The organism is Anabaena sp. TISTR 8404 (assembly GCF_056847745.1).
The window spans coordinates 4,359,154-4,383,098 of record NZ_CP180578.1; the positions used below are offsets into that span (position 1 = coordinate 4,359,154).

Annotated in this window: 14 protein-coding genes; 7 read left to right on the plus strand and 7 right to left on the minus strand. The window is 42.8% G+C overall.

The genetic code is table 11. The features are described 5' to 3' along the window. Positions 1 to 38: 38 nt before the first annotated feature. Together ACMX3D_RS18935 and ACMX3D_RS18940 are read right to left on the minus strand one after the other, a co-directional pair. Positions 39 to 1,385: a sensor histidine kinase gene (locus ACMX3D_RS18935; protein ID WP_482747411.1), complete on the minus strand. Its 1,347-nt coding sequence runs from the start codon at positions 1,383 to 1,385 to the stop codon at positions 39 to 41. Between the two features lie 156 nt (positions 1,386 to 1,541). Continuing rightward, the gene (locus ACMX3D_RS18940) at positions 1,542 to 1,754 is read right to left on the minus strand and encodes a hypothetical protein (RefSeq protein ID WP_482747412.1); all 213 of its coding nucleotides are present in this window, start codon (positions 1,752 to 1,754) and stop codon (positions 1,542 to 1,544) included. A gap of 387 nt (positions 1,755 to 2,141) precedes the next feature. Here ACMX3D_RS18940 and ACMX3D_RS18945 point away from each other — a divergent pair, with 387 nt between their 5' ends. Next, positions 2,142 to 4,580, plus strand: a complete 2,439-nt coding sequence (locus ACMX3D_RS18945; protein WP_482747413.1) for an EF-hand domain-containing protein — start codon at positions 2,142 to 2,144, stop codon at positions 4,578 to 4,580. Between the two features lie 107 nt (positions 4,581 to 4,687). Here ACMX3D_RS18945 and ACMX3D_RS18950 read toward each other — a convergent pair whose 3' ends face one another. After that, positions 4,688 to 4,918 carry a hypothetical protein gene (locus ACMX3D_RS18950; protein ID WP_482747414.1) on the minus strand — a complete coding sequence of 77 codons (231 nt, stop codon included), beginning with the start codon at positions 4,916 to 4,918 and terminating at the stop codon, positions 4,688 to 4,690. Positions 4,919 to 5,154: 236 nt separating this feature from the next. On the opposite strand from ACMX3D_RS18950, the gene ACMX3D_RS18955 reads away from it, so the two are divergent. The 4 genes from ACMX3D_RS18955 (at position 5,155) to ACMX3D_RS18970 (ending at position 12,114) form a co-directional block, all read left to right on the plus strand. Further along, positions 5,155 to 5,721 (plus strand): CAP family protein, encoded by a 567-nt coding sequence (locus ACMX3D_RS18955; RefSeq protein ID WP_482747415.1) that lies wholly within the window; start codon positions 5,155 to 5,157, stop codon positions 5,719 to 5,721. A gap of 312 nt (positions 5,722 to 6,033) precedes the next feature. Continuing rightward, positions 6,034 to 6,882, plus strand: coding sequence for a sulfotransferase family protein (locus tag ACMX3D_RS18960; RefSeq protein WP_482747416.1), 849 nt, complete (start codon positions 6,034 to 6,036; stop codon positions 6,880 to 6,882). Between the two features lie 144 nt (positions 6,883 to 7,026). Then, positions 7,027 to 11,475 (plus strand): beta strand repeat-containing protein, encoded by a 4,449-nt coding sequence (locus ACMX3D_RS18965; RefSeq protein WP_482747417.1) that lies wholly within the window; start codon positions 7,027 to 7,029, stop codon positions 11,473 to 11,475. 273 nt (positions 11,476 to 11,748) lie between these two features. Further along, entirely contained in the window at positions 11,749 to 12,114 is a 366-nt protein-coding gene (locus tag ACMX3D_RS18970) for a hypothetical protein (RefSeq protein ID WP_482747418.1), read from the plus strand. 308 nt (positions 12,115 to 12,422) lie between these two features. On the opposite strand, the gene polA is transcribed toward ACMX3D_RS18970, so the two are convergent. Next, entirely contained in the window at positions 12,423 to 15,350 is a 2,928-nt protein-coding gene (gene polA, locus ACMX3D_RS18975) for a DNA polymerase I (RefSeq protein WP_482747419.1), read from the minus strand. 618 nt (positions 15,351 to 15,968) lie between these two features. Between polA and ACMX3D_RS18980 the strand changes: the two genes are divergently transcribed. Both ACMX3D_RS18980 and ACMX3D_RS18985 read left to right on the plus strand, forming a co-directional pair. After that, a complete protein-coding gene (locus ACMX3D_RS18980; protein WP_482747420.1) occupies positions 15,969 to 17,867 on the plus strand; it encodes a transketolase in 1,899 nt (632 codons plus the stop codon). Positions 17,868 to 18,139: 272 nt separating this feature from the next. Beyond that, positions 18,140 to 20,476 carry a hybrid sensor histidine kinase/response regulator gene (locus ACMX3D_RS18985; RefSeq protein WP_482747421.1) on the plus strand — a complete coding sequence of 779 codons (2,337 nt, stop codon included), beginning with the start codon at positions 18,140 to 18,142 and terminating at the stop codon, positions 20,474 to 20,476. Between the two features lie 267 nt (positions 20,477 to 20,743). Here the strand turns inward: ACMX3D_RS18985 and ACMX3D_RS18990 are convergent, their stop codons facing one another. The 3 genes from ACMX3D_RS18990 to lpdA all read right to left on the minus strand — a co-directional run bounded on the left by ACMX3D_RS18990 (position 20,744) and on the right by lpdA (position 23,638). Beyond that, positions 20,744 to 20,995, minus strand: coding sequence for a DUF5340 domain-containing protein (locus ACMX3D_RS18990; protein ID WP_482747422.1), 252 nt, complete (start codon positions 20,993 to 20,995; stop codon positions 20,744 to 20,746). Positions 20,996 to 21,198: 203 nt separating this feature from the next. After that, entirely contained in the window at positions 21,199 to 22,095 is an 897-nt protein-coding gene (trpC, locus tag ACMX3D_RS18995; RefSeq protein WP_482747423.1) for an indole-3-glycerol phosphate synthase TrpC, read from the minus strand. Between the two features lie 112 nt (positions 22,096 to 22,207). Further along, positions 22,208 to 23,638 (minus strand): dihydrolipoyl dehydrogenase, encoded by a 1,431-nt coding sequence (gene lpdA / locus ACMX3D_RS19000; protein ID WP_482747424.1) that lies wholly within the window; start codon positions 23,636 to 23,638, stop codon positions 22,208 to 22,210. Positions 23,639 to 23,945: the final 307 nt, after the last annotated feature.

The window sequence follows — 23,945 nt, forward strand, 5'->3', positions numbered from 1 at the left end:
CAGAACAATACTTGAGGTAGAGGAAATTCTGCACCTGACTATATGTTGCAACTCAGGACAATCTCAGTCCCTTGTCCTAGAGAACTTTCTAGATGAAAAGTTGCACCAATTGAAGCAGCTCGTTCTTTCATAATTGTGATGCCTAAATGACCAGATGGTATGTTATTGGGGTCAAAACCACAGCCATTATCGCTAATACGCAAAACTATCTTTTGTGAGTTACTGTAAAGACTGACGGATACTTGCGTTGCCTGGGCATATTTAATGATATTGTTCAGTGCTTCTTGAGTAACTCTATAAAAAACAAGTTTTACCTCATCAGTTACAGGCCGATCGCCTTCTACAATTATTGTTATCTGTAAATTTGCCCGTCCAGAGATGGCTTTGGTTAACTGCTGTAGTAATTCACCCAATGATTTCTCTGTCAAACCGCTAGGACGCAACTCAATTAATAAACTCCGCATTTCTGCTAACGCTGTTTGTGTGAGTTGGGCAAGTTCCTCTAATCCCTGTTCGGCTATGTCTGGGTTGCGTTTCCAAACTCTCGGTAAAGCTTCAGCAGTTGTCGCTACAGTAAACAACGTCTGAGATACTGAATCGTGTAAGTCACGAGCAAGACGATTTCGCTCTAATTCCACAGCTATTTTTCGTAAACGTTCGCTTTCTATTAGTTGTTCGCGGATTTTCACCGCCTGGAGCAAGTTTTTGGATAAGCCTAGACTCATAATTACTATGAAGGACAAAAATCCAAATTCACCAAGGTATATGGATTGGATCTTGCCTAAATCTACCAAGCGATCGTGTTGAACAGTTGCTATCAGAATCGATAAACTCAGACCTAGAGTTAGAGCAGATTTCTTCTCACCACGCCGATATTGGCGATAAAAGGCAAAAAAACAAAAAACACTATTACTGATTAAAGTTAATAATTGAAAACTAAATAAAGGGTTACGTGTACCTTCTAGGTAACGAATCGATTCGCCCCAAGGCAAAGAAACGCTTGATAGTCTACTTACATCAGAGTAGATAATCCCTGTTGGGGAAACTTGGTTAATTAACAAGCAGATGGCGTACAGGCTATTCAGTACCAAAATTAAACGCACTGGCTTTATTTTCGTAAAAACACCTATAAACCATACAATAGTGACACCATAAATATATCCTAGAGAAGATAGCAATTTTCTGGCAAAGATGTAGTTATCTACATTAGCAGCTTGATATGTCAGCATTAAAGCCAGAATATAGCTAACAGATAATAAGCAAACTAAGCCAAAGCACAAATGAAGCGTGGTTTGTAATCGTCCACAGGCAATGAGCAGGTGAAACAGACCAACATATAAACAAATACCAGCAACTATACCTAGGACAATTGAAATAAGAGTCATTACTTAATTCTATAGAAAAGTTTTACCTAGCAATAAATCAGTAATATTACTTGAATACATAAATTCTCTATTGATCAATATTCTTTCCAAAAAACATTAATCTTAGCCAAAAATAGGGTAAATATCTGATGCGGTAATCAAGGCAACATTTTTATTTTAAGCTTTGTTGGGTGGAAAAAATTTACTTACTTTTATAAATTGTCTCAGTGCTTTGATGTGTAACTTTATTACATCAAGCTGCAACTTCGTTACAACAACCTGCACCTTTGTTGCATTAGGTTGCAATTTAGTTACATCGACCTGCACCTTTGTTGCTTTGAGTTCTAACTTAGTTGCATCAATTTGTGCCTTCGTTGCATAGAGTTGCACCTTAGTTGCATTCTATCTGCACAAATTAGCCTTACTTAGTTTTTAAGTAGTGGTGGCTTCTCTCATAATTTCTATAAGTATTCCTTATATAGGACAAAGATCCTAGTCAAAGCTTGGATCTTTGTCCGATGCGGTAATTGAGGCGATCGCTATATAATCCATTTCGCTACAGCAAAATTTAGGTAAAAACAGCACACGTTATCGAACGTATTCCACTTATTTGGAAAATTTTATGTCTACTAACTTAGTTTCATTTGTGTATAACCCTGTTATGTCACTTTTGTAAAACAATAATTGAAACTAAATTTTCAACCTTTTATTGAATTAAGCCTGACAATACCAACACTTTACCTACACCCTTGTTGTTGACACAAAAGGAATAAAATCATGTTGGCAAATATTTCAGAAAGACGAATGCACCTTATGAGATGGATGCTTACAATTGGCTGGGGATTGCTGATTGTTTCTCTGTTGTACGATCCGCTCTCTCCTTGGTTTACATTTCCTACCAATAGTATTAGTCCTCTAAAAATTAATCCTGAAATTTGCGTGCAAGTTCAGGGAAAGTGTTTAGAAGAAACGAACTATGCTTTGGGCGCACCAATTTTTTGGGGAATTATTATTCCGGCTGCTATTTTCATCCTCTTGGTATTTGGACATGAAACTTGGCGAAGAATTTGCCCATTGTCTTTTCTTTCTCAAATTCCCCGTGCTTTGGGATGGCAACGGCATAAACGGCGCGTGGATGCAAAAACGAATAAGGAACGCTTTGAGTTGGTAAAAGTTCCCCAAAAATCCTGGTTAGCTAACAATTACCTTTACATACAATTTGGACTGTTTTATATAGGATTATGTAGCCGTATCCTGTTTATTAATTCAGATCGCACGGCTTTATTTAGTTTTCTAATTATTACAATCACAGCAGCGATCGCAGTAGGTTATCTTTATGGCGGCAAATCTTGGTGTCAGTATTTTTGCCCGATGGCTCCTGTACAAAAAATCTATGCTGAACCGAGGGGATTGTTTAATAGTAAAGCACATGATGGCGAGCGCCAAGCGATTACTCAATCTATGTGCCGCACCGTCAACAAAGAGGGAAAAGAGCTTAGTGCTTGTGTAGCTTGTAATAGTCCTTGTATTGATATTGATGCCGAACGCGCTTACTGGGAAAACATTGCTAAACCCGAACAACAATGGCTTTATTACGCTTATGTTGGTTTAGTGATTGGCTACTTTGTTTACTACTATCTTTATGCAGGTAATTGGGAATATTACTTTTCAGGAGCTTGGACACACCAAAACGATCAGCTCGGTACATTACTAAGTCCGGGTTTTTATCTATTCTCTCATGCCATTCCTATTCCCAAAATAGTTGCTGTTCCCTTGACGCTAGGAGCATTTACTTTCGGTGGCTATTTTCTAGGGCGTAAATTAGAAAAGCGATATAAAGCGTATCTGCTTCGTCAGCACCAATCAGCAAGTATAGAAATAGTTCGCTATCGGATGTTTACGCTTTGCACGTTCTTTATTTTTAATTTTTTCTTTATCTTTGCTGGGCGTAATTTTATCCGCTTGTTACCTGCACCTTTACAATATCTGTTCCCGGTTCTAATTGCTGTGTGCAGTACCATTTGGCTCTGTAGAACTTGGCAACGCAATCCTCATCTTTACCAACGAGAAAGCCTCGCCAGTCGGCTTCGTAAGCAGTTAAGTAAGCTTAATTTAGATACCTCACGTTTTTTAGAGGGACGCTCACTTGACGAACTTAGTGCTGATGAAGTTTATGTTTTAGCAAAAGTTCTCCCAGGTTTTCATAAAGAGAAACGTCTTCAAGTTTATAAAGGCGTTCTACAAGAAGCACTCAAAGAAGGATATGTTGACTATAGAAGCAGCCTAGAAGTTCTCCAGCAGATGCGTCAAGAACTAGATATTACAAAAGAGGAACATGAGTTAATTTTAACCGAGCTTGAGGTTGAGTATCCAAGTTTACTAGATCCCACTAAGCAACATAATCGTGAAGATTTGCTGCGACAAGAAAGTTACCGCGAAGCTTTGTTGGATGTATTTATAGAGGCGGCAAAAAACCATCCTAATCAAGCCGTGGTAGCGGAATTAGTCGAGGTAATGACTGGGGAAAAACCAATTGAATCTCTTGATGCTGTACTCAATAAGTTATCTAAAGACACATCTCTTCCCCTGCAACAGATCAGAGAGGAATATGCGATTACAGCCGCAGAGGAAGAAGAGATATTGAAAACAACAGAGCCTCGTCAGTTATGGACAACTATCGCTCATACTCTTGATACACTTAATCGGTTAGAAGCGATTGCCATTAAGCGCCAAATCATAAAAGAAACTACACCTATTACTGTTAACCAGGAATTAAGCGTTGAGCAAGTTGCTCATTGCCAAGAAATTTTCCAAAAATTTGATAAAGATGGTAATAATCGTTTATCAATAGGAGAATTATGCTCGGTTTTAAGAGTTCTTGGTCGCCCGTTTGCACCTCAACGGGTACAAGAAATGATGAATGTAATTTCAGGACACTCTAATAGTAGCAGTATTAGTTTTGAGGAATTTACTGTACTACTACAAAGCGATCTAGGCTCTACCAATAAAGATCAGATATTACAGTGGTTTCATCTATTTGATGCCGATGGCTCTGGTTATATTAGCTTAGAGGAATTGCAATTATACATCAAAGATATTGTTCCCAATATCACTAAAACTGAAATTGAACACATGCTGAAACTAGCAGACACTAGCGGCGATCAACAAATCAGCTATGAAGAGTTTCGCGATTTACTTCAACAGGTAACACAATGACCGCTAAATCTCCAACTGACCTATAAGGTATACCAAAATTAAGTAGATTTTTACTAGGCTGATAAATTTGAATTTCCTTTACTACAAATATATCGGGCCACCTAAATCTATTTAGGGGGTTTTTTTCTGCCTTCTTGCACCTTTGTTGCATTAGCTGGCAATTGAGTTACATCGACCCACACTTTTGTAGCATCGACTTGCACCCTTGTTGTATTTACCTGCAACTTTGATGTATTGACTTGCAAGTTAGTTGTATTGCCTTGCACCTTTGTTGCATTCAAGGTGCATAAATTAACCTTACTTAGTTTTTTAGTAGTAGCGATAATCGCCACTGGCATAACTTACATAAGCAGTAATTATATAGGATAAAGATCCTAGTCAAAACTTGGATCTTTGTTCGATGCGGTGATTTGAGCGATCGCTATATAATCCATTTCGCTACAGCAAAAGTTGGGTAATTACCTAACTTAAAAATGATGGCTCAACTGATAAGGCGATGAATCTTCCGCCTTTTTTCTCAAGTTTTACTTTAGTTGCATTGACTTGGAAAAGTTAACTTAACACAGACAAAATCATGAATAAATTCTTTTCGACTCTAACCTTCACAACAGCTACAACTTTAGCTATTGGACTTACTGGAGTAGCAATTGGTAATCACTTTGTTTTAGGACAGATATCTATTGACTTAGCCAAGTTGCGTAGTGATGCTTTATCTGCACACAACACTTATCGAGCCAAGCATAAGAGTCCTAACGAGACTATTGATGATACTCTCAACGAAAGCGCACAAGCTTGGGCAAAAACCATAGCAGCGAAAGGTGATTTAGAACACAGTACCAATCGAAACAATGTAGGAGAGAACATATATTGGAGTGGAGACTCAGCAAACTTAGGTAGCGCAGCAGTTGAGGAATGGTACAGTGAAATTAAAGATTATGACTACAACAACCCTGTATTTTCTGGCTCAACTGGGCATTTTACTCAGGTAGTCTGGAAGGGCAGTACCAAAATAGGCTGCGGTGCTGCACCTGGCCCTGCAACAATTGATGGTACTAAGTACGATGGTGTCTATGTAGTTTGCCAGTATTCTCCCGCAGGAAATGTGCAAGGACAGTTTGCTGATAATGTACTAAAACCGTAGTAGTTGATTAGCAACCGCTAGGTTAAGCGTAAAAGGCGATCGCTACATCATCGATTTTGCCACAGCAGAAGTTTAACACTGCCAACAACTATAAGCACTAATTATATAGGACAAAGATCCTAGTCAAAACTTGGATCTTTGTTCAATGCGGGCGTTGGGGTGTAGACGCTCTGCTTCGGCTTGTCGTTAAACATCGCTCTATAACCCATTTCGCCACAACAAAATTGTCACAACTGCCTAGCCTGTGCAGTCACAACGCATAGGTGCAAAAGCTTTTATATCAAGGCAATAATTCAAAACTAATTAACCGTAATGACTGCCAAAATCCACTTTATCTCCGGCTTACCTCGTTCCGGTTCCACCTTACTCGGCGCTTTACTGCGGCAAAATCCCCGATTTCACGCCAGTATGACTAGCCCCGTTGGTAGTTTAGTGAACCGAATGCTCGAAGCGATGAGCGAAGACAACGAATTTTCTGTGTTCATCACCCCAGAGCAAAAACGAGCATTAACCTTAACGATATTTTCCACCTTCTACCAGCCCCAAGCTGATAAACAAGTCATCTTTGACACAAATCGCTTGTGGTGTAGCAAATTGTCTTTAATTCACGAGTTATTTCCCGGCTCCAAGGTAATTTGCTGCGTGCGGAATGTGGCTTGGATTATGGATAGCATCGAACGATTAATTAGAAAAAACGCCTTTGATGTATCACGGATGTTTAACAATTCTGGCGAACGTTCCACAGTTTACACGCGCACCGAAGCTTTAAGTGGTGGGGGAAGGTTAGTCGGGTTTGCTTATAACGCCCTCAAGGAAGCATTTTATAGCGAACACAGTGCTTGTTTACTGTTGGTGGACTATGACTTATTAACCCAAGCACCAGATAAAACCCTCTCGCTAATTTATCAGTTTTTAGAAGAAGAACCCTTTAAACATGATTTTGACCATGTGGAATACGAAGCCGAGGAATTTGATTATCGGCTCAATACCAAAGGGTTACATCAAGTGCGTCCCAAAGTCGAGTTTCAACCACGACCGACAATTTTACCTCCGGATTTATTTACTCAATATGAAAAGTTGTCTTTTTGGCAAAACCCTAGCAATAGTCGAGCAAATGTGATTGTCGCCCAGCCAATACCAGCAGCAAATTCATCAAGCTGAGAATCTCAAAGGTCAGATCCCCGACTTCTTGAAGAAGTCGGGGATCTTGCAGCCCAACAAAGACTTGCAGATGTTGGGTTTTGTTGCATCAACTCAACTTACCATTTTCTTCTCATTTACCTAACACCAAAGGAAATCAATCAAATGGCAAATTTCATCGTTAATCAAACCACTGACGACGGTAGCGGTAGCACCGCAGGAACTCTTAGTTATGCCATTCTCCAAGCTAACCAACTTGCAGGGGATGACACAATTACCATTAATAACGATGTCCGCATTACTGGGGTGATGAAAACCCTGGTGAACAGCAACATCACCATCATGGGCAATAACTACAGTATTAGCGGTGATGCCAACAACAACGGCATCAACGACGATGGCGACGTGCGCCCCTTGTTTATTTTGTCAGGAACAGTTGGTATTTCCGATTTAACCATCACCAACGGACGAGCTAAAGGTGGAGATAGTAACACTGGTGGCGGCGGCGCTGGTCTGGGCGGCGGCTTGTTCATCTATGATGGCAATGTTTCCCTCACCAATGTCGGCTTTACTAATAACGCAGCACAGGGCGGTAGTAGCGGTGTCAGTGGACTGACTGGCGGCGGCGGCGGTATGTTTGGCAACAGCAATGCCGTCGGACAGTTTGGCAATAATCCTGGCGGCGGACTGTTTGCTGGTAGCACTACCGACTCTTCAGGCTACGGGGTTGGTGGCTACGGGGGCAACGGCAACTACGGCGGCTACGGTGGCAGCTATAGCAACAACGGCAACGGCGGCTTCGGCGGCGGCGGTGTAACAAATGGCGGCTTCGGCGGCGGTGCTGGTTTCATCGGCGGTAATCAGGGTTTTGCCGGGGGATTCGGTGGTGGTGGCAGCTTCAGCAATAGATTTAGCACTAGTTTCGATCCTGTCTTCGGGGGCAGAGGTGGCTATGGTGCTGGCGGTGGTGGCTCCAACGGCTCTGGTGGCAACAGTTTTGGAGGCTCAGGTGGATTTGCTGCTGGCAACGGTAATTCTACTGGCCAAGGTGGTGGCGGTGCTGGATTAGGGGGTGGCATCTTCGTCCGCAGTGGCTCTTTAACCCTGAGCAACACCAGCTTTACCAACAACACAGCTACAGGCGGCACAGGTGCTAACGACGGTCAAGGCATAGGTGGGGCAATCTTCATTATGCAGTCCACCACCAACACCAACGGCAACAACCAGGGAATGCCCACTGTTTTACCAACTGTCACTTCTGTAGGTAATCCTACCTTTAGCGGTAACAGTGCAGCTAACGATGCGGGAACTGCCACCAACAATGATAATGTTTACGGCACAATTAACATCACTTCACCCCCCGTTCCCACTGTTAGCATCACCGCCCAAACAGCCACAGCCAACGAAGGCGGTAGCAATGGCGTTTATCGCATCAGCCGCAGCGACACCGCCGGGGATTTAACTATCAACCTCACCCTAGATGGCAGCAGCACCGCCGCCTCTGGCGACTATACCCTCAGTGGTGGTAGCGTCAGCGTTTCCGGCAATACTTTAACCGTCACCATCGCCGATGGTCAAAGCTTTGTTGACCTTGACCTAGCAGCGATCGACGACATCCAAGCCGAAGCAGCCGAAACCCTAACCCTTAATCTCGACACGGGTACAGGATACACCGTTGACGGCACAAATAACACCACCACAGTCACCATTGCTGCCAACGATACTGTTGTCACCAACACCAACGATTCTGGTGAAGGTTCCTTGCGGCAAGCGATTCTCAACGCCAACGCCAATCCTGGTGCTGACATCATTACCTTTGCAGGTAGCGTCTTCACCGATGCCACCCCCGACACGATTACCCTAACAACCGGGGAATTACAGATTACCGACGCTTTGACTATTAATGGACTGGGAGCGAACAATCTCAGTATCAGTGGTAATAATACCTCTACTGTCTTTGTTGTGGATGATGGCAATAGTAACAATCGAATTGATGTAGCGATTAACGACCTGACAGTTACCAGTGGAACCCTTGGCATCTTTAGCTTGGAAAATCTAACCGTCAATAACAGCACTATCTCCGAGAATTCGGGCAATGGTGCCGGCGGCATTTTTAGCCTGGGAGGAGAAACCACTATTAACAACAGCACCATCTCCGGTAATTTTGGATACGCTGGTGGCATCTTCAACCAAGGAGGAACGCTCACTATTAACAACAGCATTATCTCCGGTAATTCCGGGGCGATCGCGGGTATCATCAGCCTTGGAACTCTCGGCCTGACCGATAGTATAATCTCCGGGAATTCCGGGTTTGCCATCGGCGGCATCGCTATCGATGGAACAGGCACGATTACCAATAGCACCATCTCCGGGAATTCCGGGTCTCAAGCCGGCGGCTTTTTAAACTTGGGAATATCCACGATTACCGATAGCACCATCTCCGATAATTCCGGGGAGCAAGTCGGCGGTATCGATAACTCTGGAACTCTCGGCATAACCAATAGCACTATCTCCGGCAATTCCGGAAACGCTGGCGGCGGTATCGCTAACTTTTTTACTCTCGCCATAACCAACAGCACCATCTCCGGTAACTCCGCGCTAGATAGCGGCGGTGGCATCTACAACTTAGGTACTACACTCGATCTGACCAACAGCACGATTACCGATAATACCGCCGACTCCGATAATGATGGTGCCGGTGATGGGGGCGGGATCTACAATAATGATAATAATGGTGGTACTGTCACCGCCCGAAATACTATCATCGCCGGGAACTCCGATTCGGGTAACGAAGCCCCCGATATCGCAGGCACGGTGACGGGCAACGCCAATAACCTCATCGGTAGCCTATCCGGCGCGTCCGGCACGATCGGTACAGGAAGCGACATCACCTTCGCCTCGGCTGGCATCACCAATATTAACCAAGTCTTAGCAGCACTAGCCAATAACGGTGGTGCAACCCAAACCCACGCTTTAGTCGCAGGTTCAGCTGCCATCAATGCTGGTAATAACGCCTTTGTTCCCTCTGGTGTCACCACTGACCAACGGGGTACAGGTTTTAACCGCATTAGGGGCGGCACAGTCGATATCGGAGCTTACGAAGTACAAAATAACAACCCAACAGCTACAGACGACAGCGTAACCACCAATGAAGATAATGCTGTTAACGGTAATGTCCTCACTAATGATACTGACCCCGATACAGGTGATATTCTCACCGTCAGTGCCGTCAACGGCAATCCTGCTAATGTGGGTAATCAAATTACTCTCTTATCAGGTGCGCTATTAACGCTCAATTCTGATGGCACATTCGCCTACAACCCCAACGCTAAATTTGAATCTTTAGGTGTGGGAGCTACTGCCAATGATAGTTTTACTTACACTATCAGTGATGGCAAAGGCGGCACTAGCACAGCCACAGTTAACCTCACCATCAACGGTGTCAACGATGCGCCTACAGTGGCAAATGCGATCGCTAACCAAACCACCCTAGAAGATGGCTTCTTCAGCTTTACTATTCCTGCCAATACCTTTGCTGATGTCGATGCAGGTGATAGCTTAACTTACACTGCTACTCTCGATAACGGCAACCCCTTACCCACATGGTTAAGCTTCGATGCCAATACCCAAACTTTTAGCGGCACACCCGACGACCCAGATAACGGCACAATTAGCATCAAAGTCACCGCTACTGACACCAGCAATGCCAGTGCCAACACTACCTTTAACCTCACAGTCACACCCGTCAATGATGCCCCTGTCGCTGGTGATGACTCAGCCACCGCCAACCAAAATACCCCATTAACTCTGTTGTCAACTGACTTATTAGCAAACGACACCGATGTCGATGGTGGTGCTTTGAGTATCTCGGCAGTGAGTAACGGTGTTAACGGTACTGTGACTCTCAACAGCAGTGGCAATGTCGTCTTTACTCCCACCGCAGGATTTAGCGGCAATGGCAGCTTTAACTATACCGTCAGCGATGGCAATGGTGGTACAGATGTGGCAACGGTAACAGTAGCAGTCGGGGTTGACCTCAACGGTACTAACAAAGACGATAACCTCAACGGTACATCTGGCAACGACATCATTAATGCACTCAACGGTAACGATATTGTCTTTGGCTTGGCTGGTAACGATAACCTAGTAGGTGATAATGGTAACGACACCCTCTATGGTGGGACTGGCAACGACATCCTTTTAGGTGGCAACGGTGAAGATACACTTTATGGTGATGCTGGGAATGACCGTCTCGAAGGTGATAACGGTGATGACACCCTCTATGGTGGTGACGGGAACGACACTCTCTTAGGTGGCAATGGTCAAGATTTACTAGTTGGCGGGGTGGGGAATGATTTCCTCAATGGTGGCAAAGCCGATGATATCCTGACTGGCGGTACTGGTATTGATACCTTCGTGTTGGAGAAATCTGCCGGTCGAGATACGATTACTGACTTTAGTTTGGGTCAAGGCGATAAGATTGGTTTGTCTGGTTTGAGTTTTAGTCAGTTGTTTTTCGCTGGGAATGAGATTCGTTTGGGTAATCAAACTTTAGCGATTCTGACTGACTTTGATACCACTACGCTGACTCAGAATAATTTTGTTTCTGTTTAAGTCTGTTGAGTGGGCGACTGTTTGTCCACTCTCTAATTTATTTAGGTGCATTGACTTGCACTTTTGTTGTATTGGCTTACATCTTGATTGCATTAGCTTGCAACTTGATTGCATTGTCTTGCAACTTAGTTGCATTGCCTTGCACCTTTGTTGCATTGCTTTGCACCTTTGTTGCATCGAACTCACATTTTTTTACCTAAAAACTTTATCTTCCTGATAAATTGAGGGTAGCAATGGGTACATTAAAAGCATAGTTTACTACAGTATGCTAATATGCCTACCCAAGATACAACACGCCGTTTGCGGCCTCAATTAATTAATGAAGACATTAGTTCATGGCATGGTTTACAAACGATCACTACCTATGAAACTAACCGTACTGATGCTTCTGCTGCCAAATTACAGCAAGCTTATCAAGCTATGTTAGCTACACAACAAGCCGAAACCGAAAAACAAGCTTTATACCGTGCTGCGGCTGATGCGGCGCGATTAGCAGAATGGGAATTTCACAATGCGGTTTTAGCGATGAAAGAAGTTGTGCGGGGGCAATATGGATTAGATAGCGATCAAGCCCAAGCGGTAGGATTGAAGAAAAAATCGGAATATAAGCGTCCTAGCCGCAAAAAATCAGTTGCATAATGAGTTATACGTGCGATCGCTTCCACAAATCATGTAAAGTGCGTAGGCGTAGCCCGTCGTAGACATCGCACACTTCCATAGATAAAAAAGCAAGTTATGAATTATCAAGGTTTAATTCTCTAGCTAACAGGTTTAAGTGGCGCAGATAAAACAATCATCACCTGATCTGTTGCCATAGGTTTATGAATAGTCTTTCTACAAAAAATTGAAACTCTTTTGAGGCTAATTTTAGCGATCGCAAATTCTGTCGCATTCGTTAAACAAGCAGAGGGGATGTAAAATTTTTCCCCTCATCTTCTAATTGCGAATTACTTCGTTTCCATCCAATTCTCCCCTGCACGTACCTCTACTAGCAAAGGCACACTCAAAGACACTGCACCTTCCATCACTGATTTAATCTGCGGTTGTAATTCTTCCCATTCTTGAGGAGGAACTTCAAACACTAATTCGTCGTGAACTTGCAATAACAAACGTGCTTGATATTGTTTTAAAATCTCATGCAATCTCACCATTGCAATTTTGATAATATCAGCGCTAGAACCTTGAATAGGTGCATTAGCAGCAGAACGCAGTAAGCCAGCATCGAAAGCGCCTAAATTTTTCAACTTACTCAAGTCAATATCTTCAGGATTACTATTTTTTAACTTGCGTAAACTGTTATTCGTAAAGTCAAAATAACGCCGACGACCGAGAATTGTTTCAACATAACCTTGGGCGATCGCTTGTTTTTTTACTCCCTCCAGATATGCAAAAACTTGAGCATAACGCTCGTTAAATCGCTTAATAAACTCATTCGCAACGTTTTTATCTATCCCAGTTGAACGCGAGAATTTCAGCGAACCCATACCATAAATTACACCAAAATTAATGGTCTTGGCTATTCTTCTTTCATCTGCGGAAATATCATCTTTTTCAAAAACTAATCGAGCTGTCACTGTGTGAATATCTTCATTTTGTTGATATGCTTGCACTAACAACGGCTCTTGACTCAAATGTGCCAAAATTCTCAACTCAATTTGTGAGTAATCAGCAGCTACCATTAAATAATTTTTTTCCGGTAAAAAAGCTTTGCGAATTTGCCGACTAAAAGCAGTTCTAATTGGAATATTTTGTAAATTTGGATTAGAAGAAGATAAGCGTCCAGTTGATGTTGCTGTTTGGTTAAAATTTGTATGCACTCGTAGAGTATCTGGACGCACCAATGCTGGTAGTGCGTCTACATAAGTAGACTTTAGTTTTGCTAAGGTTCGGTACTCAATTATCGCCTCAACAAACCCAGTATGATCAACTTCTAGCAGTTTTTCTAAAGTTGCTGCATCGGTAGAATAGCCTGTTTGAATTTTGCGAGAATATTTAGTGCTTAATCCTAACTTTTCAAACAAGATTTGGCTTAATTTTTTCGGAGAACCTAAATTAAATTTTTCCCCAGCTATTTCAGTCGCTTTTTCTTCTAACCTTTTTAAATCTGTTTCTAACTGTTTTGAGAGTTCTCGCAAATAAGCGGAGTCAATGCGGACACCTGTATATTCCATCTCTGCGAGAACTGCTTCTAGCGGCTGTTCTACTTCGAGTAATAGTTGAGATAACGCTGGAAATTTATCTAATTCTGCACGCAATTTTGGTACTAATTGCCATGTTGCATGAACTTGAAAACAACAGTAATTAGCGACAGCCAAGATATCTATGTCACCAATAGTTTTACCTTTAGGAACCAACTCTGCATAATTTTGGATGTTCAAACCCAAGTAACGCAAAGCCAAATCAGTTAAATTATGGCTGGTATCGGGATTTAAAACATAACTAGCCAGCATGGGATCGAAGACAATTCCAGCTAAGTTAATTCCTTGACAGCGAAAAACTAAGCGGTCAAATTTGCCATTCTGAAATGTCTTCGGATAATCAGCACTTTCTAAGATTGGACGTAGTGCTGCAAGTGCTATTTCTTTATCTAAATTTTCCCCATTTTTATGCGCTAAGGGAATATAAGCTGATTCATCTGGTTGAGTTCCCCAACAACAACCAATTCCAACTAAGACAGCATCTCGTGGTTCTAAATCGCTGGTTTCTGTATCCCAAGCAACTGGTTTTGCTGGGTCGGTAAATTGTTGCAATAAATTTACTAACTCAGTTAGTTTGTCTTGGCTATCAATTATTCGTGGTTGAATTTCCGAAACTGGTTGCTGTTGGAATGCAGATGTCTCAGCAGCCGTAAAAAACGATAAATCATCATCGTCGTCATCAGTGCTGAATACTGCTGGTGTTTCTTCTACTGTTGGAGTTTCTGTGACTGTCCCACCAAATTTATGCTGAAGTTCGTTAATTTTTTTTAAAAAAGTATTGAATTCTAATTTTTCTAAAACCGGCGTGATAATACTTGTGTCAAATCCGGTTAATTTACAGTTTTCTAAATTAACTTCGAGAGGTACATCTGTGACTATTTGTGCTAAATATTGAGACTTTTTAGCATCCTCTTGACCTTCTGTGAGTTTTTTTTGAGTTGCGCCTTTTATTTCATTAATTGCAGTATAAATATTTTCGAGAGAACCATAAGTATTTAATAGCTGTACTGCGGTTTTTTCACCTATTCCTTTAACTCCAGGAATATTATCTGATTTATCACCACAAAGAGCTTTAAAATCGACGATTTGTGTAGGTAATACGCCTAGTTTTTCTTTAACTTGTTCTGTACTAAATTCTGTAATACTATTTGTAGAGCGTTTTAAAGCATCGGGACTAAAGTTTAAAACAGTAATTTCTTTGTCTGGGTCAATCAGTTGAAATAAATCGCGATCGCCTGTTAAAATCTTCACCCTATACCCAGCCGCAGTGGCTGTTTGTGCTAAAGTTCCCAAAACATCATCGGCTTCGTAACCAGGCGCAGTAAAAATATTCAGGTTCAACCCTTCGAGTAACTCGTGCAAATTTTTCAAATCAGGAACAAAATCTTCTGGTGTTCCCGGACGGTCGGCTTTGTAGGTATCGTCAGCTTCGTGGCGAAAAGTCGGTAAACCCAAATCAAATGCAACCGCCATTGCTTGTGGCTGCTGTGTCGCCATGACTTCCAACAAGGTCTTAAGAAAGCCAAAACATACACTCGTTGGTATCCCTGTTTTAGTCCGCAGTCCACCATCTCGTCCTTTGGCGAAAGCAAAGTATGAACGGAATGCTAAAGAATGTCCATCTACTAAGATGAACGTGGGGCGTGTTGTAGTTAAAGAAGGAGAAGTTTCAGACATAGCCATATTGTAGCCAATAGCTGTGCATTGAAGAATTTAGAAGTCAGAACAAGAAAGTGGGGAATTTTAACATACCACTAATGTGTTTATATGCTCATTCAGATGATAATGTGGTACTGCACTTATTATCTATCCACCAGTCAGACTCCAATTGTATTCTGGATTGTGACTTTTAACTCCTGAATTCTGTTTTGCAGTCTTCTTCTAGATAGAAATATTAGTTATTCCATTAGTAAGAAGAGTTTTTTTATTCTCCTCTCTAAAGTAGACCAAGATAGACAGATTATTTACAACAGCATTCATATCTGATTAGTGAAGTGAGTTTTACAGAATAATTCAGAATTAATTAGTGGGAAAAAAGACCCACTAATAATTGTTCAGCACTAAATTTTCAATTTGGTGTGTTGTTTCACCGTTTATTTATCTGCGGTTACAGATAAGTTTCCTGAATTATATTCTGATAAATCAGATTTATTTAGAAAAGCTTTGGGCTATTTGAGCAAGGCTGATAAATTCATCAATCAAAACAAATCTTCATAGACACAAGTTTTTGATCAATAGCAAAAATCAAAAGTAATTTGCTTTTAATTTTGATTATTTTAATTTAGGAAAACAATTATGACTACACAAGAGCAACTGCATCAATGGTATGAACTAGCTCAACAGTTGCGTGTTGATAGTATTCGGGCGACAACCATTGCTGGTTCTGGTCATCCTACATCATCTATGTCTGCTGCGGATTTGATGGCGGTTTTACTTGCCAAATATTTCCGCTACGATTTTACGCATCCTGAAAATCCGAATAACGATCGCTTGATTTTTTCTAAAGGACACGCTGCACCATTGCTATATTCTATGTACAAAGCAGCAGGGGTGATTAATGATGAGGAATTGCGATCGCTGCGGCAATTTGGTAGCCGTTTAGAAGGTCATCCCACGCCCATTTTACCTTGGGTAGATGTGGCAACTGGTTCTCTAGGGCAAGGTTTACCCATTGCTGTAGGGTTAGCTTTAGCAGGTAAATATTTAGACCAACTTCCTTATCATGTCTGGGTGCTGCTTGGCGATAGTGAAACAGCCGAAGGCTCGGTTTGGGAAGCATTTGACCATGCTGCACACTACACCTTAGATAATTTGATTGCCATTATTGATGTCAACCGCTTGGGTCAACGGGGTCAAACTGAATTAGGCTGGAACACCCAAGCTTATGCTAATCGTGCTAGAGCCTTTGGTTGGCAAGCAATGGAAATTGATGGACATGATTTGGCCCAAATAGATGAAGCTTTGAGTGCGGCTATTGCAGTTAATGATCGCCCTACAGTTATTATCGCCCGTACCAAGAAAGGTAAAGGTGTGGCTTCTTTAGAAGATTTAGGTGGTTGGCATGGTAAAGCTTTAAAAACTGAACAAGAAAAACAAGCGATCGCAGAATTAGGTGGTGAACGTCAGATTACCATCCAAGTCAATCAACCAGAAACCCAAGCACAACCGGTTTCTACAGGTAATCCTCAACCACTGCAACTTCCTAGTTACCAAAAAGGCACAAAAGTAGCTACACGTCGAGCTTATGGCGATGCTTTAAAAGCTTTAGGAACTGCTCAACCAGATGTAGTTGCTCTTGATGCTGAAGTCAGTAATTCCACTTATGTCGAAGATTTTGCCGAAGCTTTTCCCGAACGCTACTTTGAAATGTACATTGCAGAACAGCAAATGGTCGCCGCTGCGGTTGGTTTGCAAGTCAGAAAATATAAACCCTTCGCTTCGACTTTTGCCGCTTTTTTAACCCGCGCCTATGATTTTATTAGAATGGCGGCTGTTTCCCGCGCCAATGTTAAATTGATGGGTTCCCATGCTGGTGTATCCATCGGTCAAGATGGCGCTTCCCAAATGGGATTGGAAGATTTAGCTGCTTTTCGGGCTGTATGGAGTAGCACTGTATTATATCCCAGTGATGCTAATCAAACTGCTAAATTAGTAGCGCAAATGAGCGATCGCCAAGGTATTGTATACTTACGTACTACCCGCGAAGCGACATCAGTAATTTACGGTGCAGAAGAAGAATTTCCCATTGGTGGTAGCAAGGTTATCCGCAGTTCTGACCAAGACCAAGCAACAGTTATTGGCGCAGGTATTACTTTACATGAAGCACTCAAAGCTTATGAACACCTGAAAAACGAAGGAATTACAGTCCGTATCATCGATGCTTACTCAGTTAAACCCATTGATGTGCAAACTCTCCATCAAGCAGCGCACGATACTGAAGGTAACTTGGTCGTCGTTGAAGATCATTGGCTAGAAGGGGGATTAGGCTCTGCTGTACTAGATGCTTTTGCAGGTGTAGGAGAAATGCCAACTTATGAAGGGCCACAACTGCAACTGATCAAATTAGCCGTGAGTGAAATGCCAACTTCTGGAACCCCAGAAGAATTACTTCATGCTGCCAAAATTGATGCTGATGCCATTATTGCCGTAGTGCGATCGCTAGTTAAACAACCAGTCCACACATCAGCATCATAAATAGTGAATAAATCGTTACAAATAACACTTCTAGAGACCTAGTATTGCTAGGTCTCTACTATTACTTAGAGAAAATCTTTGAGTACTCTCACTAGTACGAGATATAGTAGTCGAAGCATGGATAATGACAAATATTAATTATCAAACATAGACACTGAGAGACTTTAAAGCCTATTACCTGTTCCCTGTTCCCTGTTCCCTGCTATAAATCCCTAGTTATAATCCAATCATGAAAGCACACTAAATGATTTGTGTGCTTTCAGCAAAAAAGCGTGACAAGATCAAAAAAAACCAAACTATCCTCACACTTGGAAGTTGGTTTGCGTAAAACAAGTATAAATTGCAGCTGGAATTTGTTCGGCGGACGCACGCTGGCTCTGAAGTGGCACCTTGTATTACTCATCACAGGGGCATTAATTCCAGTTGTACTGTTTGCTGTTGCTGTTGTATACAAACTCTCATTGAATGAGCGTGCAGCGTCAGAGCGCCGCTTGGTTTTAGCAGCACGCAATCTCACACAAGATGTAGAACAAGAGGTTTCAAGTACAACTAGGACACTCCAAGCACTGGCAGCCTCTGACCGGCTCGACCAAGATGAATTAAAAGCCTTTTATAGCGAAGCGCAGCGCACAGTGCAGACGCAGCCAACTTGGTTGAGTGTCATCCTCTTAACGCCGGATGGACAGCAGGTCTTCAATACTTTTCGCCCCTACGGCACGACACTACCTTTGGCAAATGAGCCTGAAAGTCTGCGCCGTGTTGTCAAAACACGCCAGCCAACAGTGGGGTACTTAGCCTTGTCACGTCTCAAGCAAAAATGGGCTTTTCCTGTCCGCGTTCCCATCATACAAGGTGGCAAGCTAAGGTATGTACTTACTGCCATCATTACTTCAGAAGCACTCACTAGCGTTATTAAGTCCCAGACAAAGATTGATGGGGAATGGACGCGTACTGTAGTTGATGGTTATGGTATTGTTGTAGCCCGGACTCGCAGTCCTGAGCGGTTTGTTGGAAAGCCTGGTACACCGTCTTTTCAGACGCGGATCGCGGCAACAACCGAGGGTGTTTACCGTGATACCACCTTGGAGGGAACGCCAGTGTATGTTGCCTTCAGACGAGCCAATTTCTCTGACTGGACGACCGCCGTTGTCGTGCCGGTTGAGGTGATTGAAAGTCCGGCACGCCGTGCGATGTGGCTCGTCGTTGGCTCTGGTTTGGCGTTGCTTGTGGTAAGTTGTGTGGGTGCGCTTGTTCTCTCACGCCGAATTTCACAAAGCATTGCTGAGGCTGCTGGTGCTGCGGAAGCGCTAGCCAAAGGTGAATATCCGCGCATCAGTTTCTCAAACATTCAGGAAGTAGCTTTGTTAGGCAAAGCCTTAGAATTTTCGGCTGACTTGCTGACACAGCGTGAGCGTGAGCGGAACGAACACTTGTCTCAAGTTGAAGCCGCACGAACTGAGGCGGAGGCGGCTAACCGTCTCAAAGACGAGTTTTTAATTACCGTTTCCCACGAACTGAGAACCCCTCTCAATGCTATCTGCGGCTGGGCGCAGTTGCTAAATACCGGGAGGCTCAACCCAGAAAAAACACAACATGCGATCGCCACTATCGAGCGCAATGCCAGATCTCAAGCTCAACTGGTCAATGACCTTCTCGACACATCACGGATCATCATTGGTAAATTGCGTCTCGAACCACAGCCGCTCAATTTAGCCACTGTAATTATTAATGCGATCGATTCGGTGCGCCACGCCGCTGAAGTTAAAGACATCGATTTACAACTACAACTTGCCCATGTAGAACCTATCTTAGGAGACCAAAATCGGCTTCAACAGGTAGTATGGAACCTGCTCTCAAATGCTGTGAAATTCACGCCCCCAGGTGGCCGGGTGGAAATAAAACTTCAGCAGACTAACTCACTGGCTGAAGTAATAGTGCGGGACACTGGTGTGGGTATCAAACCAGAATTTCTGCCATACGTTTTTGAGCGCTTTCGTCAAGCTGATGGCTCAACAACAAGAGAGTTTGGCGGCTTGGGGCTGGGTTTAGCAATTGTTCGGCATTTAGTCGAACTTCATGGTGGGAAAGTGCAGGCTGATAGTGATGGTGAGGGCAAAGGGGCAACTTTCACAATTAAACTGCCTATGATTACTAACCGGGAAAGCATAAGCAATCTAGCGATGAAACTTATAGAATCGTCTTCCCTGGACAAAAACTTACACAGGCTTGAAGGTGTGCGGATACTTGTAGTTGATGACGAACCCGATGCTAGAGATATTATTTCAGCAGTACTCATACAGCAGGGAGCAGAAGCACGCACCTGTGGTTCAGCAGCAGAGGCGCTCATACAAGTGTTCGAGTGGCAACCGACTGTGATTCTTTCTGACATCGGTATGCCTCAGGAAGACGGCTACGAGTTTATGCGAAAAGTCCGGCAGTGGGAGATGGAAGCAGGCTGTCATATTCCTGCTGTAGCGGTTACAGCCTTTGCACGGGAAGAAGATAGACAAAAGGCGATCGCATCAGGCTACCAAACCCACATAGCCAAACCGATAGAACCAATACATTTGCTGACTGTAGTGGCAAGCTTAGTAGAAAACATCAAGTGAATCAATTTTGGATTTTGGATTTTGGATTGTAGATTGAAAGAGATTGAACAATTGATGAGCTGGGGTACTGACCAATCAACCCCAATCCAAAATTTAAAATTAAGTTGCAGAAGATGAAGATGACTAATACCATTTCACCAAAATCTTGATACAAATTCATTGGTTGTTTACTCTTTCTCCCTGCGCCCTGCGGTCTATTTGTATCAAACTTAAAGTGAAACGGTATAAGAGGCGATCGCTAGGCATAATAGTTGCACAAAATCTTCGTCAGTCAGGAGCAACTACTTTCTCCGCAATATGATGATTTAGCGACCAACGATGGTCAACAGTCATAGAAGTAACTTCACAAATTTCTTCTAACCGTTTTTGTTGGACTGCGGCTTTCCGAAGCGTAATAATGAGTTGGTTTACCTGATGTCGCAAATCGGGATTTTGATTGACGGCTAACAAGGTTTGTCTTTCTAAAAGTTGAAGTATCAATTCGTAGTGAATAGGTGACGGCAGAGGAATTTGCTCCATGTGGCTTAAATATTGCAAATGTATAATTTATGTTGTTTAGAGTTTATCTCTTGCCATGAATTGTTACACAAGAAACCAAAATTTGGTTATAACATGCGTGTAATTAACAATTAAGTTTTAGACAAGTCAAGAGAAATTACGCAAAGTATTTTGTTTTTATTGATACGATATTCATTGCTCTGCTTTGACAGAGCAAGAGAACTTTACCTTGAATAACTGTTTGGTAAAATCCGGGCGATCGCTAATTCTGGATCTGGTTGTTTGACTAATGATTCTCCTATCAGTACAGCGGTTGCGCCTGCTTTTTCTACTACACTCAAATCATCAGGTGTATGTAGACCTGATTCGCTGACAACCACAATATCGCGATCGCGTAATTGCTGACTTCTAGCTTCTAAAAGTTGACAAGTGGTTTGTAAGTCTACGGTAAAGTCTTCAAGATTGCGGTTATTAATCCCAACTACAGAGACATCCTCTAAAGCCAGTACTCTATCGAGTTCTTCTAGACTATGAACTTCTATCAATGCTGCCATATTTAAGGCTTTGGCAATTTTGATGAAGTACTGCAAGTCTTGGTCACTCAAGATAGCGGCAATTAATAAAACTGCATCTGCACCTTGAATGCGGGCTAAGTACATCTGATAAGGATAGATAATAAAATCCTTACATAGTAAAGGTAAATCTACGGCAGCTCGTACTTTTGCTAAGTTGTCAAAGCTGCCTTGAAAAAATTTCACATCTGTCAAAACAGAAATACAACTAGCACCACCTTGTTGGTAAGATAAAGCGATCGCTACAGGGTCAAAATCCTCCCGTAACACTCCCTTACTTGGAGAAGCTTTTTTGACTTCCGCAATCAACGCTGGTTTTGTCTTACCTTGTTTGAGGGCGGCGACAAAATCCAGAGTTGGCGGTGCAGAAAGTGCTTGCTTTTGTAATTCTCTCAAAGGCTGCTTTTCCCGCATTTGGTCAATTTCAGTTTCTTTGTGCCAGACAATTTCTTCCAAAATATTGTTAGGTGCGGCATCTGGCAGTGCAACTTGATAGCGCAATATAGATACATCTATAGCTGGGCTAGGTGAACGGCGACGGATTTGCATAGGTAGTCAAGAGTCAATGGTCAATGGTCAATGGTTAGTTGTCAATAGTCAATGGTCAAGAGCCAATCATCAAAACATTTTTGACTATGGACTCTTGACTATGGACTCTTGACTAAACAGCTACTGCCCGTTTATAGGCTTCATCTAGAACTTCCGAGAGGGTTGGGTGGGCGTGAACTAGATGGGCGAGGGTGTGAACAGATTCACGTTTAGCGACGGCGGCTGAGGCTTCGTGAATTAAGTCGGAAGCGTGCATCCCAAAGATGTGAACGCCTAAAACTTCGCCTGTGTCTTTGCGATAGATTACCTTAGCAATACCGTCGGCTTCGTTTTCTGCCAACGCCTTAGAGTTGCCTTTGAAGTAACTCTTACTAGTACCGACTTCAAAACCTTCTGCTTGTCCCAATTCTTTAGCAGCGGTTTCTGTTAAACCGACATAGCTAACTTCTGGGTGAGTGAAGGCTGCGGCGGGGATGCTGCGATAATCAACAGTCCGTGATCGCCCAACGATATTTTCTACAGCTACAATACCTTGAGCAGAAGCAGCATGAGCCAGCATCATTTTGCCATTGGCATCACCAATTGCCCACAGATGCGGCACAACTTCGCCTGCACTCAATACTGCCATGCGATCATCGACGGGGATAAAATTCCGCCTGTCTAATTCCACACCCACAGATTCCAAACCAAGGTTTTGGGTGGCGGGGATGCGTCCTGTAGCAACTAAGCAAGCATCAACTTCCAGGACTTCTAAATCTTCTTTGGTTTTAAAATCAGCTAACTCAATTACCACTGGTGTACCAGGGATAACTCTTTTAGCATAGATACCGACTTTGGTTTCAATATCGCGGGGGGTAATGAGTACCCGTTCAGCAAGTTTGGCGATATCGCGGTCAAACCCTGGCATTAACTGGTCTAGGGCTTCAATCATCGTGATTTCACTGCCCAAAGCCGAGTAAACATCAGAAAATTCCAAGCCGATGTAACCGCTACCAATAATTGCTACCCAGGGTGGTAGAGATTCTAGCTTTACACCTTGGTCACTGGTAAAGACAGTTTTACCGTCAACTTCAATCCCTGGAGGGACGAAGGGAACTGAACCAGGAGAAAGAATAATATCTTTAGCGGTGATTGTTTTTTCACTGCCATCTCCAGTGACAGTGATTTTCTGTGTACCCGCGATTTTTCCCCAACCCCGGATGATATCTACTCCCAAGCGCTTGAGGCTGTTGGTTAAATCGCCTTGAATTTTCGAGACTAAATTGCCTGCATGATCTGCGATCGCTTGGCGATCAAATTCCACATTGCTAATTTGAATGCCCAGTGACTTGAGGTGGTGGGCATTACGTAACTCCCGCACACGTCCAGCTGCTGCCAGCAAAGCTTTCGATGGAATACAGCCCCTGTTGACACAGGTTCCGCCCATGTCTGCTGCTTCGATAATCGCTGTTTTCAGACCGCAGCTTACCGCGTGTAGGGCAGCGCCATGTCCGCCTACACCAGCGCCAATAATTACTAAATCGTAATCAAATCCATGACTCACGTTAGTTTCCCCGTGTGCTTCGCCTATTTATTCTCAACTCGACTAGCTATCCTCACAACCCGATGAGAGTTGGGAATGGCTAAATCAACTATTATCTTTCACCCTAGCAAGCGAAGATATAAATTTATTGACAATTTTAGTAAACATTATTCACTTATTGAATTTTATACTGATATGGCTAATTTTTTCGGAAAGCTATAATAGCTGATTCAGGTTGCCAACAACTTATTATTTTTACCTTAGTAAGTCGCTTGTGCTTTGATTAATCAATAAATTGGACAATTAAACTGAGATAATAAGTATTAGA

Coding starts and splice junctions, on each gene's coding strand:
- ACMX3D_RS18935 (WP_482747411.1), bottom strand. CDS start 1,385: ATGACTCTTATTTCAATTGTCCTAGGTATAGTTGCTGGTATTTGTTTA.
- ACMX3D_RS18945 (WP_482747413.1), top strand. CDS start 2,142: ATGTTGGCAAATATTTCAGAAAGACGAATGCACCTTATGAGATGGATG.
- ACMX3D_RS18950 (WP_482747414.1), bottom strand. CDS start 4,918: ATGCCAGTGGCGATTATCGCTACTACTAAAAAACTAAGTAAGGTTAAT.
- ACMX3D_RS18955 (WP_482747415.1), top strand. CDS start 5,155: ATGAATAAATTCTTTTCGACTCTAACCTTCACAACAGCTACAACTTTA.
- ACMX3D_RS18960 (WP_482747416.1), top strand. CDS start 6,034: ATGACTGCCAAAATCCACTTTATCTCCGGCTTACCTCGTTCCGGTTCC.
- ACMX3D_RS18965 (WP_482747417.1), top strand. CDS start 7,027: ATGGCAAATTTCATCGTTAATCAAACCACTGACGACGGTAGCGGTAGC.
- ACMX3D_RS18970 (WP_482747418.1), top strand. CDS start 11,749: ATGCCTACCCAAGATACAACACGCCGTTTGCGGCCTCAATTAATTAAT.
- polA (WP_482747419.1), bottom strand. CDS start 15,350: ATGTCTGAAACTTCTCCTTCTTTAACTACAACACGCCCCACGTTCATC.
- ACMX3D_RS18980 (WP_482747420.1), top strand. CDS start 15,969: ATGACTACACAAGAGCAACTGCATCAATGGTATGAACTAGCTCAACAG.
- ACMX3D_RS18990 (WP_482747422.1), bottom strand. CDS start 20,995: ATGGAGCAAATTCCTCTGCCGTCACCTATTCACTACGAATTGATACTT.
- trpC (WP_482747423.1), bottom strand. CDS start 22,095: ATGCAAATCCGTCGCCGTTCACCTAGCCCAGCTATAGATGTATCTATA.